The 14,582-nt window shown below is 44.4% G+C and carries 14 protein-coding genes; 5 read left to right on the top strand and 9 right to left on the bottom strand.

The window, feature by feature from the left end:
* Positions 1 to 9: 9 nt before the first annotated feature.
* Entirely contained in the window at positions 10 to 1,542 is a 1,533-nt protein-coding gene (gene atpA, locus IG80_RS0104045) for a F0F1 ATP synthase subunit alpha (RefSeq protein ID WP_032112671.1), read from the bottom strand.
* Positions 1,542 to 2,108 carry an ATP synthase F1 subunit delta gene (gene atpH / locus IG80_RS0104040; protein ID WP_032112670.1) on the bottom strand — a complete coding sequence of 189 codons (567 nt, stop codon included), beginning with the start codon at positions 2,106 to 2,108 and terminating at the stop codon, positions 1,542 to 1,544. Before atpH ends, atpA begins: the two co-directional genes overlap by 1 nt.
* 166 nt (positions 2,109 to 2,274) lie before the next feature.
* Between atpH and trmB the strand changes: the two genes are divergently transcribed.
* Entirely contained in the window at positions 2,275 to 2,967 is a 693-nt protein-coding gene (gene trmB / locus IG80_RS0104035) for a tRNA (guanosine(46)-N7)-methyltransferase TrmB (RefSeq protein WP_032112669.1), read from the top strand.
* 38 nt (positions 2,968 to 3,005) lie between these two features.
* Here the strand turns inward: trmB and IG80_RS0104030 are convergent, their stop codons facing one another.
* The 3 genes from IG80_RS0104030 to IG80_RS0104020 form a co-directional block, all read right to left on the bottom strand.
* Positions 3,006 to 3,680 carry an outer membrane protein gene (locus IG80_RS0104030; protein WP_032112668.1) on the bottom strand — a complete coding sequence of 225 codons (675 nt, stop codon included), beginning with the start codon at positions 3,678 to 3,680 and terminating at the stop codon, positions 3,006 to 3,008.
* A 141-nt stretch (positions 3,681 to 3,821) separates the two neighbouring features.
* Complete coding sequence (locus IG80_RS0104025) at positions 3,822 to 4,421, bottom strand: superoxide dismutase (protein WP_032112667.1); 600 nt, start codon at positions 4,419 to 4,421, stop codon at positions 3,822 to 3,824.
* Positions 4,422 to 4,490: 69 nt separating this feature from the next.
* Positions 4,491 to 5,219, bottom strand: a complete 729-nt coding sequence (locus IG80_RS0104020) for a 16S rRNA (uracil(1498)-N(3))-methyltransferase (protein ID WP_052045999.1) — start codon at positions 5,217 to 5,219, stop codon at positions 4,491 to 4,493.
* A 47-nt stretch (positions 5,220 to 5,266) separates the two neighbouring features.
* Here IG80_RS0104020 and IG80_RS13110 point away from each other — a divergent pair, with 47 nt between their 5' ends.
* The 4 genes from IG80_RS13110 to prfA all read left to right on the top strand — a co-directional run bounded on the left by IG80_RS13110 (position 5,267) and on the right by prfA (position 10,008).
* Complete coding sequence (locus tag IG80_RS13110; RefSeq protein WP_198027168.1) at positions 5,267 to 5,899, top strand: type II secretion system protein; 633 nt, start codon at positions 5,267 to 5,269, stop codon at positions 5,897 to 5,899.
* Positions 5,900 to 6,051: 152 nt separating this feature from the next.
* Complete coding sequence (locus tag IG80_RS0104010) at positions 6,052 to 7,653, top strand: lysine--tRNA ligase (protein WP_052045996.1); 1,602 nt, start codon at positions 6,052 to 6,054, stop codon at positions 7,651 to 7,653.
* 1 nt (position 7,654) lies between these two features.
* Complete coding sequence (gene hisS, locus IG80_RS0104005; protein WP_032112666.1) at positions 7,655 to 8,923, top strand: histidine--tRNA ligase; 1,269 nt, start codon at positions 7,655 to 7,657, stop codon at positions 8,921 to 8,923.
* Between the two features lie 5 nt (positions 8,924 to 8,928).
* Positions 8,929 to 10,008 carry a peptide chain release factor 1 gene (gene prfA, locus IG80_RS0104000; protein WP_052045994.1) on the top strand — a complete coding sequence of 360 codons (1,080 nt, stop codon included), beginning with the start codon at positions 8,929 to 8,931 and terminating at the stop codon, positions 10,006 to 10,008.
* A 606-nt stretch (positions 10,009 to 10,614) separates the two neighbouring features.
* Here prfA and IG80_RS0103995 read toward each other — a convergent pair.
* From IG80_RS0103995 to folP, 4 genes are all read right to left on the bottom strand, one after another.
* Entirely contained in the window at positions 10,615 to 11,430 is an 816-nt protein-coding gene (locus tag IG80_RS0103995; protein WP_032112664.1) for an aminotransferase class IV, read from the bottom strand.
* On the bottom strand, positions 11,427 to 11,999 hold the full coding sequence (locus IG80_RS0103990; RefSeq protein WP_032112663.1) for an anthranilate synthase component II: 573 nt from the start codon (positions 11,997 to 11,999) through the stop codon (positions 11,427 to 11,429). Before IG80_RS0103990 ends, IG80_RS0103995 begins: the two co-directional genes overlap by 4 nt.
* A gap of 55 nt (positions 12,000 to 12,054) precedes the next feature.
* Positions 12,055 to 13,437 carry an aminodeoxychorismate synthase component I gene (pabB, locus tag IG80_RS0103985; RefSeq protein ID WP_032112662.1) on the bottom strand — a complete coding sequence of 461 codons (1,383 nt, stop codon included), beginning with the start codon at positions 13,435 to 13,437 and terminating at the stop codon, positions 12,055 to 12,057.
* Positions 13,438 to 13,685: 248 nt separating this feature from the next.
* Positions 13,686 to 14,543, bottom strand: coding sequence for a dihydropteroate synthase (folP, locus tag IG80_RS0103975; protein WP_052045992.1), 858 nt, complete (start codon positions 14,541 to 14,543; stop codon positions 13,686 to 13,688).
* Between the last annotated feature and the right edge of the window lie 39 nt (positions 14,544 to 14,582).

Below are 14,582 nucleotides of genomic sequence, written 5' to 3'. Positions count from 1 at the left end.
CTCCTTATTTTATGCGCCGTAAGTTTGGCATAACTCAGTTAAGAATAGTTCTAGTTCCTTTTCTTGCTCCTCAGTCAGTTTCCCTGATTTGTCAATCGCCTCGAGAAGTTCTGTTTTTTCAACGCGCAACAAACGCAAGTAATCATCCGTAAACTGTCCAATGTTTTTTACATCAATTAGGTCAAGATAGCCCCTAACACCGGCAAAAATAGAGACGACTTCTTCCGCCATACTTAAAGGCGAATATTGGGGTTGCTTGAGCAATTCGGTGAGGCGGGCGCCTCTTGCTAACAACTTTTGTGTTGAGACATCCAGGTCGGAAGCAAACTGGGCAAAAGAGGCCATTTCGCGATACTGCGCCAATTCCAATTTGATTTTACCGGCAACCTGTTTCATTGCCTTGGTTTGGGCGGCTGATCCCACACGGCTTACGGACAAACCAACGTTGATTGCTGGGCGAATCCCTTTATAGAACAATTCTGTTTCTAGGAAGATCTGACCATCGGTGATCGAAATCACGTTGGTTGGAATATAGGCAGAAACGTCACCTGCTTGAGTTTCAATGATCGGCAGCGCTGTCAAAGAGCCGGCGCCGTACTTATCATCCAACTTTGCCGCCCGTTCCAATAGACGTGAATGCAGATAAAAAACGTCACCAGGATAGGCTTCACGTCCTGGGGGACGACGGAGCAACAAGGACATTTGGCGATAAGCTTGGGCATGTTTTGACAAGTCATCATAAACAATCAGCGCATGCATCCCATTATCGCGGAAATATTCACCCATCGTACAACCGACATAAGGCGCCAAATATTGCATGGGTGCTGGATCAGAAGCGGTAGCAGCAACCACAATCGTATAATCAAGCGCCCCTGCATCCTGTAATATCTTCACAATCCGTGCAACAGAAGAACGTTTTTGCCCAATAGCTACGTAAATACAATAAAGCTTTTGGGATTCATCACTTCCTTGGTTGATATGCTTTTGGTTGATGATGGCGTCAATCGCAATCGCGGTTTTCCCCGTTTGACGATCACCAATGATCAATTCGCGTTGACCACGACCGATCGGCACCAAAGTGTCAATCGCCTTAAGCCCCGTCAGCATGGGTTCGTGAACAGATTTACGCGTCACAATTCCTGGCGCTTTCACATCGACAACTGCGCGGTTTTTCGTCTTAATTTCGCCCTTACCATCGATCGGGTTTCCCAGAGCATCGACTACACGACCTAAAAGTTCTTTCCCAATCGGCACGTCAACGATCCTTTTGGTCCGTTGCACTTGGTCGCCTTCACGAATACTCTTGTCATCACCAAAAATCACAACACCCACGTTGTCAATTTCAAGGTTAAGAGTCATCCCATACAAACCACAAGAGAACTGCACAAGTTCGCCTGCTTCAACATTGTCGAGTCCATAAACGCGGGCAATTCCGTCTCCTACAGAAAGGACACGTCCTGATTCAGCGACTTCAACTTTCGCGTCAAAGTCAGAGATTTTTTGCTTTAAAATAGCTGAAATTTCTGCGGCCTGTACTTCCATTAGGCATTCCTCTTCATCTCAGTGACTAACATATTAATTTGATTACTGGCGGTAAGATCGATGACGTGACATCCAATTTTGACGAGGAATCCTCCCAAAACTTGTGAATCCAATCGATAACTAAAATTCAATTGACTCTTGGTCTGTGTAGCCAATAATCGCTGCAGTTTTTGTTGCTGTTCCTTCGTGAGATTCGTTGCCGAAACAACCTCAACTTCCTTGATATTCTCAAGATTACGCACCAGCTCACAGAAGATATTTCGAATGCTGCCAAACAAATTTAAACGTCGATTCTCGTTGAGCAAGCACAAGAATTTTAAAAATAAAGAGTCATATTTGTTTTGGGTCGCAATTTCCCGCAACACTGCTTCTTGCTCTTCAAGGGACACCACTGGGTTCAGCAGTAAAGCCTTAAAATGCGTAACTGTTTCTAGAATTTCATTAAAATGATTCAAATCTTCCTGAATCTTGGCGAGTTTTTTCTCTGCAGTCCCCAACTCAAATAAGGTTCGGGCATATCTGCCAGGTAGTGATGCTAATTGACCATCGAGATTGGTTGAGTCCATCGCTCTCTACGTAAAATTTAACTAAATCTTTAACTGATTGAGTAGCACACTCCGAAGCTCAGTACAAGATGTAGAAGTTGAATGATTATTTATCGCCTAAAAAGAGTGGCAAATACAATCCCTTTTAGAGTAAAAATAGAAAAAATAATTAAATTTATCATCAGACATGCATCAAGAATACCGAAAAATTTGGGGTCGCCGCCAAAGCCGCCCCTTAAAAGACTATCAGAAAAACCTGAGCACCCAGCTTTTACCTCAATTAGAAGTTAAAATTGAACCCGGCGTCACCATTGATCCGCTAACTTTATTTTCTACACCAAAGGCAGACTATCACCTTGAAATTGGCTTTGGTGGTGGTGAGCATTTAGCGGCTCGCGCCCTTGAGTCACCAGAGGTTGGTTTTGTGGGCTGTGAACCATTTATAAACGGCGTTGCGTCACTCCTCAAACACATCGATACAAAATCCATTGAAAATGTCCGAATTGTGGTTGACGACGCCCGTCTTCTTTTAAAGGGCTTACCCACTGCATGTGTGAATCGTATTTATATTTTGTTCCCAGATCCATGGCACAAAAAACGACATCATAAACGCCGCATTGTCAGTGATGAAACCATTGGTGATCTCTCACGTATTCTCAAAACGGGGGGGACGCTTTATCTGGCCACGGACATTTTAAATTACGCCGAATGGATGCAAGAAACACTCGCAACACGTCCTGAATTCAGCCTCGAAATGGGAGATAGAAAAAGCCTTACTGATCGACCAACAGATTGGCCGGAACCTACAAAATATGAACTCAAAGGTGTTCAAGCTGGACGGCATGCCAGTTATATGATCTATCGAAAAAAAATGGGATAAAGAGGAAGGGAGATTTAAACGGTCTCCCCTTTATAATCTTAACCGAACGGATTAAAGACAAAAGAAACTTTGGCCATCACGCGATGCTCAGCTGGATTAACCTGAATATTTTGAGCCGCGTCAGTATACACCGTCTTCTTACTCGCAAAGCCAGCATAGTCATAACCAACCCCTACCAAAACGTTATGGGCAACTTTATAGTTCAAACCGACACCTGGGACCACGCTAGCGTAATCTTTATTGAACGTTTTTTGCTGTTGACCGGCAAGTTTTAGATTCATCTTATAACGGCTCATTTCATATCCTAAACGAGCATAAATCATTACCTTAGGGTTTACTAATTTACCTGCAATCAACGCGACACCATAACCCACCGACCTTTTTTGCTGTAAGGTTCCTGCTACTAACTGCCCATTTGCCCCAATATTCTCCACTTTATTGGCAGAAGAACCATTAACATACACATCGCCACCAATCATCGTTTTAGAATCACCAACTTCATGGAGATATCCTAGATGGCCTTGATAGTATAAACCAAATTTGGTCGCTGTCGACTTGCCAGACGCTAATGTAGTATTATCAACATATTTGGTTTCACTCCGTAGGGCACCAACGCCCAAACCAGCCCCAACAAAGACGCCCCCATAAGGACTGGATAATGCTGCTGTTGTGGTGAGAACGAGAGCACCAAGGACTCGGTAAATTTTGCTCATGATACTTCCTCTTTGTAAATTTTTGGTAAATTTTTTAACAAACTTTACATTAGATTTAGTTGCGGAATTAAGCAGAGTCAAGCGCCTTAATGGATAAAAGATTAAAACCTCCTCAAGAAGGAGGTTTTAACAAGATATTGCTTATTGAGGTAATTGCGATTCAACAAAATCCCAATTGATCAAATGCTTTAAGAATGTATCAACATAGTCTGGGCGACGGTTTTGGAAATCTAGATAATAGGCGTGTTCCCAGACATCACAAGTTAATAATGCAGTTACTCCATGGGCCATGGGTAAATCCGCATTACCTGTTTTCAAAATTTTCAAGCTACCCTCTTTATCCGCAACCAACCAAGCCCAGCCACTTCCAAATTGAGTCACAGCTGCTTGCTTAAATTCTTCACAGAATTTTTCAAAAGAACCAAAAGTGGCTTCTAATTTCGCTTTAAAAGAATCGCTTGGCATACCACCGCCATTAGATTTCATGCAATGCCAATAAAAAGTGTGATTCCACACTTGCGCCGCATTGTTAAAAATTCCCATCATATCGGATTTACCGGCAGATTTCATGATCACTTCTTCTAAAGGTGCCGCAGTAAGAGGATGATCTTTCAATAAATTATTGAGATTTGTTACGTAAGCTTGATGATGTTTACCATAGTGAAAAGACAACGTATTAGCCGTGATATGGGGCTCTAATGCATTCATTTCGTAAGGCAACGGGGGTAATTGATGAGTCATATTTTCTCTCCTGGTTTGTTGCTGTTTTAGTTGTAACATTGATAGTATTATAAATGGCAGATTTTTGTCCTACTGCCAATCCCCTCTTAAAGATTGGTAACAAGCAAGTGCTGCCGCTGCTGCTGTTTCTGCCCGCAAAATTCGTGGCCCCATCTTACAAAAGCGTACAAAAGGATACGCCGTTAATGTTTTTATATCCTTACCACTTAAGCCCCCTTCTGGACCAATCAAAAAGGCTAGCTGCTGGGACCGATCCAACCCTTGCAATAATTGCACAAGCGGCACTGAATCTTGGCGTTCTAAGCAAACAATCAGCAGTTTGTTGCTATTCCACGCTTGCAAAACGCCTTGTAACGGCCGCAACGGTAAAACTTCTGGGACCGATAGACGTTCGCATTGCTGGGCGGCATCAACGCCATACCGATTGAGTTTTTCCAGATTTATCTTGTGAACTTGGACAAACTCTGTAGTCACAGGCAAAAGTCGCGCAACACCCAGCTCTGTTGCTTTTTCTATCATATAGTGCGTTGCTTCCTGCTTTAAGGGAGCGAACAATAAATCAACATCAGGTTCAGCAGTCACTGGTCTTATCTGTTCCAACACAACAACAGATCCTTGTGACTTGGTAAGCCCTTCGAGTTTTGCCAACCATTCACCACTATGTGCATTGAAGAGGTGCAGTTGATCACCCACTCTACATCGCAACACATTCCGTAAATAATGTACTTGATGTTCTTGCAAGGAAATCTCTTTTCCCGTATCTAATTGTGTATCGAGATATAAACGAACCATTGTCATGCTTAATTAGGAAGCCTTTGAGAGTGTACTTTAAAATTATAAAAAAATTGTGCAAGCAAAAAAAACTCTTCACCACAAAAGTCCCGGGATTTTCCCTCATTGAACTCTCTTTTGTGATGATCATTGTCGGGATTATTATGGCTGGTGTCTTTAAGGGGCAAGATTTATTAGATACCGCCAGGTTACAATCTTGTGTGAGTGATTTTAATCGCTACCGTCTAGCAATCATGGCCTACTATGACCAATTTGGCCAATTACCTGGTAATGATGCGAACGCTACAAGACGATTTGGCAGTACAACTACCAATGGAGATGGAAAAGGTTTTATCACCAAGGCCGAACAACCCCTCGTCTGGCAGCATTTATACTTGGCAAATTTGATCGATTCCGAGCAAACCCCCACGGCCAGAATTGGTGGTACCATTAGCGCCATAACCAATCCAACAGCCCAATTACGCGGCAATTTCTTGATCCTGTCCAAAACACCGGGCACATTAGCCCCCCTCCTCACTCCCCATCAGGCAATGATTCTGAAATCTCGAGCTGGAGAAACTAAGCCGGCTGCAGGGACTTTGCAGGTATTAGAGGGCGATGGCGTGTCTGTTGGTGCTTGCGTAAGTAGTGGCGAATATAATCTTAGCAATAAAAACCCAGCTTGCGTGATTGCGGTGGCCTTCTAAATTCTATCAACAAAATTGAGGAGGCACGCCAAAACGGACTTCTGTTAATTTTTGTTGACAAGCCTCACCACGAACGCGATAGATTTGTTGATTTTTTTGCACTTCCTTGATAGGTTTTGATTTCTACACGAACAATATGAAAGAGTTAAAAAATGTCCGATTCTGCTTCTTCATTGGCACATGACTGGCGCCTTGCCGCGCAAAATGCAAAATCTTGGCCATTTGAGGAAGCCAAACGGATATTGAACCGCATTGATCACAAGACACCCTCTAAAGGATTTGTCTTATTGGAAACAGGTTATGGGCCATCTGGCCTGCCCCACATTGGCACTTTTGGTGAAGTTGTTCGTACCACTATGGTACGCCACGCTTTTCAAACATTGTCGGACATTCCGACCCGTCTCTTCACCTTTTCCGACGATATGGATGGCTTGCGCAAAGTGCCTGACAATGTCCCCAATCAGGAAATGTTGCGTCAACACTTAGGCAAGCCCCTTACCCAAGTTCCTGACCCTTTTGAAAAATACGAAAGCTTTGGTCATCACAATAATGCAATGCTCAAACGTTTTCTCGATTCTTTTGGATTTGAGTACGAATTTCAAAGCTCAACAGAATGCTACAAAAGCGGTCGCTTTGATGAATTCTTAAAACTCGTCCTTGTTCATTATGATGAAATTTTGGCAGTGATGCTCCCATCTTTGCGCGAAGAAAGACGCCAAACCTACAGTCCTTTCTTGCCGATCTGCGAGACAACCGGCATGGTTTTGCAGGTGCCCATCGTCAGTCGCGACATTGATGCTGCAACTATCACTTATCGCGAAGAAGGAACTGGTAAACTCATTGAAGTACCGATCACCGGTGGCCATTGTAAACTCCAGTGGAAGGCCGATTGGGGGATGCGTTGGCGGGCCTTTGATGTCGACTACGAAATGTCGGGTAAAGACCTCATTGATTCTGTTAAACTCTCTAGCCAGATCTGTCGGATTATTGGGGGAAGAGCACCTGAAAATCTTACTTACGAGTTGTTTTTGGATGAATTAGGCCAAAAGATCTCTAAGTCTAAAGGTAATGGCCTGACTATTGATGAATGGTTGACCTATGCACCAGAGGAAAGTCTTGCTTATTATATGTACCAATCACCCAGAAAGGCAAAGCGTCTCTACTTCGACGTGATTCCCCGCGCTGTGGATGACTATTTAACCTTTGGGTCAAAGTTTGCCAACCAACCAAAAGAAGACCAAGTTGACAACCCCTTCTGGCATGTTCATGGCGGGATGTCTCTAACAGCAGAGTCGGGTTTAAACTTTGGAATTTTATTGAATTTGGCGTCTGTTTGTAATGCGGATGATGCGTCTGTTCTCTGGGGGTTTGTCACCCGTTATCAACCTGAGGCAAGTCCTGAGGCAACACCGTTTTTGAACAAATTAATCACCTATGCCATTGCCTATTACCGCGATTATGTCAAACCAAAAAAGCAGTATCGCATGCCTACTGAATTAGAGCGCCAAGCCCTTGTTGACCTTAAAACCCAGTTGGCGGCCCTCTCGGCAACCGCAAAAGCAGAAGAAATTCAGGCGATCGTTTATCAAGTTGGAAAAAATCATAACTTTGTTGAGCTTCGAGCTTGGTTTGCGGCTTTGTATGAAGTCTTACTTGGTCAAACCGAGGGGCCACGTATGGGATCATTCATTGAGCTTTATGGGATTCCAGAAACAATCAAATTGATTGATGAAAAGGTCACTGAGGTAGCTTAAAATGTCGCAAAAACTACAGCCAGCCCGGGGCACTAAAGATTTATTTGGTGAAGACTATCGTAAAATAGAGCAGGTGCTAACAATCGCCCAAAACTTAGCCACTTGTTATGGCTATGAGCCGATCACCACACCGATTTTTGAGTCCACCGCCGTTTTCAAACGCCCTCTGGGAGAAACATCCGACGTAGTGGGAAAAGAAATGTATACCTTCACCGATCGTGGCGGTGAAGAAGTCACTTTACGGCCAGAAGGAACAGCAGGTGTAGTCCGCGCCGTGATTTCCAACGGCATGACTCAAAACATGCCCTTGAAACTCTCATATTTTGGGCCAATGTTCCGTTATGAACGCCCTCAACAAGGCCGCTATCGCCAATTTCACCAGATGGGAGTTGAATGTTTTGGGATCAATCATCCTTTAGTGGATGCAGAAACTATCGCTTTAGGGTATGAAATCATCAAATCCTTAGGGCTTGAAAACCGCATTGAAGTTCAGATCAATACTATTGGCGACATTCCATCGCGTCAGGCTTTTCGTCAAGCATTGGTTGATTATTTCACACCCTTGAAGAATCAGCTTTCAGAAGATAGCCAATCTCGCTTGAGTCGCAATCCGTTGCGTATACTCGATTCAAAAGATGCCAAAGACCAGGAAATTGTGAAGGAGGCCCCTCGCTTTGAAGATTACCTCAATGACGACTCTGTGAGGTTCTTTGAGCAAGTATGCCGGGGTCTTGAGGCCTTAAATATCCCTTACAAAATCAACCGCCACCTGGTGCGCGGCCTGGATTATTATACCCACACTGCTTTTGAGTTTGTCACCACAGATTTGGGGGCGCAAGGAACTGTTCTTGCCGGTGGGCGTTACGATGGTCTTGTGCAACAAATGGGAGGTCCGGAAACAGCAGGGGTGGGCTGGGCCCTTGGCGCTGATCGTCTGGCATTGATGTTGCAAGCGCCAGAAAACCAGGTAAAGCCCGTTGCCCTCATCCCCCTGGGTGAGACAGAAAACGTGGCCTTTACCACCGGGGTGCAGCTGCGTAACCTAGGTTTTGTGGTCGATTTTCTCTATAACGGCAATATGGGTAAACGCATGAAACGGGCAAATAAAGTAACTGCTGTTGCCGCCATCATCATAGGTGAAGAAGAGTTGCAAACCGGTCAAGTAATTGTTAAAAATATGGAAAGTGGCAGCCAAGAACTTGTGAAACTTTCTGGTCTAGCTGAGTACTTAACGCTTCACTTTCCCAACACCAGAATTAAAGTAGGATAAGTCACGTGTCTTTAGCGACAAAACTTGAAAAAATTTTAAAACGTCACGAAGAATTACGGGATCTCTTAAGTACGGGAGATGTCTCTGATCCTGCTGAGTTTGCCAAATCCTCTAAGGAATATTCAGACATCACTCCTGTAGCTGAAGCCATTACAGATTTGTTGAAGTTAGAAAATGAAATCAAAGATTTAAAAACATTATTAGTTGACACTAGTACCGATGTCGAAATGCGTGAATTGGCCGCATTGGAGCTCCCTGAATTAGAAGCAAAGCTTCCCGCTCAAGAGCACGCTATTAAAGTGCTATTGATCCCTAAAGATGCTGACGATGAAAGAAACGCTATTTTAGAAGTTCGCGCGGGCACAGGGGGTGAAGAAGCTGGGTTATTTGCCTCAAACCTCCTTCGCATGTATCAGCGGTATGCTATCAATAAAGGCTGGAAATTTGAAATTCTCAATAGTAATGAAAGTGGGCTTGGCGCCTTAAAAGAAGCCAGCATTTCTATTTCTGGAAAGGGAGTCTTTTCCCGTCTTAAGTTTGAATCAGGTGTTCACCGCGTTCAACGCGTTCCAGAAACAGAAGCCAGCGGCCGTATCCACACCTCTGCTGCTACGGTGGCTGTGCTGCCCGAAGCCGAAGAGGTCGACGTTCATATTGACGAAAAAGATCTCCAGATCGACGTATACCGCGCCTCTGGTGCTGGTGGGCAACACGTGAACACCACCGATAGCGCTGTGCGTATCACTCACATTCCCACAGGTGTTGTGGTCACTCAACAGGACGAACGTTCCCAGCACAAGAACAAAGCCAAGGCGATGAAGATTTTACGTGCCCGGATTTATGAAGCAGAACGGCAACGTCAAGATGCTGAACGGGCTGCTAACCGGAAAAACCAAGTGGGGAGTGGCGATCGGTCAGAGCGCATCCGCACTTATAACTTCCCGCAAGGTCGCGTGACTGATCACCGTGTCAATGTCACCTTATATAAAATTCAGTTGATCATGGAAGGCGAATGCCTGGACGAAATTATCGACGTCCTTGTTGCTGAAGATCAAGCTGCCAAACTCTCTGAAGCTGGAGAATAGTATAGATTTTATAGCCATATGTATCTCAGGAACTTGAAAAGGCTAAGTTATATCAAGTTACTATTAGGCTTTTTTTAATCAGAATTGACAGAAAGAATAATTCTCTTTCAGGAATTTCTGATTAAATTTTAGTCTTTAGGTTCTGTGGACTTAGAAGCAAAAATAGAAATCCTATCTTGAGGCTACGTAGATAGAGTGCATCTCTTCCAAAGCTGCGCATTTTATAGCATAGTTACTATATGCCTTTTCACTATTTCTTTACCTTTTTCTGCCATTCTCAGGAAAATTCACCCGAAGGATTGGGAACCCTATAAAGAATGGAGCAGACGACCTACCCAATGCCCAATGTTAAAACTTCTTGTACTTGAAGAAGATGGTGGCTTTCATTTTGTCCCCAATGATCTTGAGAAATATTTGATTGGTAGACGCAAAAAATAAATTATTAATAAGTCAGAGATGACTCATTGGGCACAAGCAGAACATGAATTTTTGGTAGAAGAAGCTCAAGCTGACAATACTATGGCAGAATCAAAACATGATGAGTAATATGAGGAAATTGTAAAAAAGTGCCGAGAGCAAGACCGCTTTGGTTAAGCTTTATACCTGTTATATTGATAAGTCCTGCCCCTCTATTCGGCTGATCGATTGAACGCCAATCAATGAGTTGGTAAGAAAGAGGGCATCTGCTTGCAAAACTTCTTGCGGCCATAAAGGCCGCACATTAACTGTCACATTGTGGTTTTTCAGACGTTGAATCACTTGACCACGTTTCACGCCCGGAAGACACCCTGAGCTTAAGGGAGAAGTCACGACCACCCCTTTGATGACAGCAAAGAGATTCGCCGCCGTTGCTCCCACCACGTGACCAGCAGAATTTATGAATAGGACATCATCAACTCCCTTAGCTTGCGCTTCTAATCGCCCCAAAATGTTTAGTTGATAACCCAAATGTTTTACTAAAGATAAGGAGCTTCTTCCAGGATGACTATGTTTGGAAAAAGCAAGAGTCACCGGGAAAGCGGGGCGTGTATAAGGCGTGGTTTGAATGAGCCAAGTAGGATGTTGCTGCGCTTGAATATTAAGCCCTCGTTCCCCTAACCCACGCGTAACTGTTAAGCGAACTGCAGCAGTTTGGGTGCTCAGGTCATTGGCTGCCAACACTGCCAAAATTTGCTGTTGAACAGTCCTTTCTGACAATTGGAGAGGGATTTGAAATAAAGATAAACCTTGTTGCAGTCGCTGCCAATGGGTGGAAAAACAGTCGAGGTTGTATACTCCTAATTCATCAAAAATAGAGTCTCCCTGCTGTCCATCATAATAAATCGTTTCAAACACGCCATCGCCCAACAACAAACCACGATCATTGATTGGCACACTAGCCTCATTCAACGAAACGAGAGATCCATTGATAGCAACGATCACCGGTAATTTCCTTCCAAAAAATTACGCATCAACGCATGTCCATATTCACTTAAAACCGCTTCGGGGTGAAACTGGACCCCCACAATGGGGAGTGTGCGATGGGTCAGGGCCATAATCTCGCCCGTCGCTGATTCAGCGGTGATAAGAAGATCTTGCGGGAGTGATTCGCGCGCCACAACCAATGAATGATAACGCGTCACCTGCATTGGGGATGGCAGTCCTTGAAAGAGGCCTGCTGCTTGATGGTGAATGGGCATTACTTTACCATGAATGGGTTTTTGGGCCCGCACCACCTCCCCGCCAAAAACATGACCAATAGCTTGGTGTCCCAGACAAACTCCAAAAAGGGGAATCCGGCCAGCGAATTTTTCGATCACCATGGGCGATATTCCTGCCTCTTTGGGACTACAAGGGCCAGGGGAGATCATAATATGGCTGGGATTCATCACTTCAATCTCTGCCACAGTCACTTCATCATTGCGCCGTACCCACATCTCAGCGCCCAGCTCCCGTCCATAACGCACGAGGTTAAACACAAACGAATCATAGTTATCGATCATTAAAATCATAGAAAATCCTAAGCTAAAATGCGATTCAAGGGCCTCAACTCCGCCATTTGGGGTTTTAAAGGCAATCAGCCCCCAAAGCCCGCATCATCCCCAAAGCTTTGGTTGTTGACTCATCATACTCTCCTTGTGGATCAGAATCAGCAACAATACCACCGCCAACTTGAAACGTTACCTGATCCTCCTGGATCACAAAGGTACGAATTACAATGTTGGTATCCATCATCCCAGAAAAACCAATATAACCAATCGACCCATAAAAAGGACCTCTGGCTTGACCCTCCAATTCAGTAATAATTTCCATAGAACGTATTTTTGGCGCACCGGTGATTGATCCCCCCGGAAAGGTTGTTTTCAATAGATCTATCGGCCCATGGAGCGGCTCTAATTCCCCCACCACTGTTGTCACCAAATGATGGACAGTGGCATAGGATTCAAGCTCTAAAAGTTGTGGCACCTGAACTGAGTGGGGTGCACATACCCGTGACAAATCATTGCGCAATAGATCAACAATCATAATATTTTCCGCACGATCTTTTTCTGAAGCTAATAATTCATTGGCAATTTGTTGATCTTCTAAGAGATCAGATGATCTCCTCCTTGTCCCTTTAATCGGTTTTGTTTGAACCTGTTGACCCTCAAGCTTGAGGAAACGCTCGGGTGAAGCAGAAGCAATAATCCCTGCTTTTGTATTTAAAAAAGCCGCAAAAGGTGCCGGGTTGACTTGAGTCAAGCGTTCATACAGATCATAGGCGCTCACCTTTGTTGGCAATTTTGCTCGCAGACGTCTAGAATAATTTGCCTGATAAATATCGCCGGCATAAATATAGTCCACAACACGCTGGACAGCCGTACAGTACTCCGATTCCGACACATCAGATTGGACCTCCACCTGCCCCCAAGTCTTTTGAAAGGGAGTAGTCTCCCCATTGTGTAAGATCCCTTGCAGCCATTGCAACCGTTCTTTTGCTCGTTGTTGGCGGGACAATTCTTCTTGCTCAGGTAAGCCGCTCGAGATAATCCACGCCCGCTGCAATTTGTGATCAAACGCAATCACAGCATCATAAAAGCCAAGCCAAGCTTCTGGCATTCCGTGCTCATCTATGATGGCTTGTGGCAACGTCTCCAGCAGCTGTCCTGTTTCATATCCCAAATATCCCGCCACTCCTCCTTGAAATGGCGGTAAGGACTCTCTATGAGACAGGGAATAAAATTCTAACTGCTGTTGGAGCAGATCAAAAAAGAGCATTGGGTGCTCTTCATCCGCCAAAAACGTTTTACCCTGCCTGGATTCTAATACCTGCCAGGGATCAGCCATCACGAAACTATAACGCCCAAAATCAGGCAGATGCTGCGCACTTTCAAGCAAAATTGCCCCCGGCTGGGCCGCAAAAGCACGAAATACGATTGATGGTTCACTATAAGGGATTTCTTGGATCATTTGATTCTCCCGCCGATAATGAGGATCTTTCCTTGTACTCTATACTGATCAGTATATATGACAGGGCAAAACCCAGGTTTTCTGTGCCCCTAATTTACTCAAAGATGATTCTGAGACATTTTCAGCTGAAAATGAAGCCCAATTTCGATGGAGTAGTTTACCTCTTTCAAGAAAATGGGGGAAACTTGCTAGGCAAAAAATGGCAAAAATGGATTTGGAAAAACTAGGTGCACAGAACCTAGCTAATCTCAAGCAGTTTCAAGCAACTGAATAACCTGCCTTGTCTCTGCCACATCGTGGACGCGTATGATATCTGTTTTCTGCAGGACGGCAACTGCTGCTGCTGCCAGGCTTGCCGGTAAGCGCTGCCCTATAGGAAATCCAGTTAGATGGCCAATAAATGATTTACGCGAAGCCCCTAACAAGACGGGATATCCCAGCTCTTTTAATTGACTTAAATTCTTAATCAATTGCAGATTCTGCAAAGGCGTTTTTCCAAAACCAATCCCGGGGTCAAGGATAATTTGATGAGGTTTGACACCTCGACTAATCACATAGACAGTTAGCCGTTCTAGATCGCTGACCACATTTGTAACAATATCATTTTCATCATTATTCAATGGGCCATGGTCTGATTGATTCACGGCACGGGCCAATTGGCTATGCATGATCACAATAGGTACTCCAGACTCAACAATCACATCCACCATCTGAGGATCCAGCATTAAGCCACTGACATCATTGATGATGGAGGCCCCCACTTCCAACGCGGCTGTAGCGACCATTGATTTCGTTGTATCAATAGACAAAGGAATGGAAAAACGAGCGCGAATCGCTTGAATGATGGGAACGATGCGCTTTATCTCTGTTTCTTGATCAACAGGTATAGCCCCTGGTCTAGTACTTTCCCCCCCAATGTCAATAATATCAGCTCCCTGTTCAATGAATCTTTCAACAACCTTAAGGGCAGTTGTCACCCCCTCTTTTCCCCCGCTCAAAATGCCATCGCCAGTAAAGGAATCAGGGGTCGCGTTCAAAATTCCCATCAATTTGCTTCGAGGTTCTTTGAGCTGCGTATAAATCGTACCAAAATTTTTAGGCGACATGGGTTGTTTTCCGCGTAGTTTTGTGATGTTGTTATTTTA

This window comes from Candidatus Paracaedibacter symbiosus, assembly GCF_000757605.1.
Lineage (GTDB): Bacteria > Pseudomonadota > Alphaproteobacteria > Paracaedibacterales > Paracaedibacteraceae > Paracaedibacter_A > Paracaedibacter_A symbiosus.
Note: the sequence above shows the minus strand (reverse complement) of the source record. Positions and strands in the feature narration are given on the sequence as shown.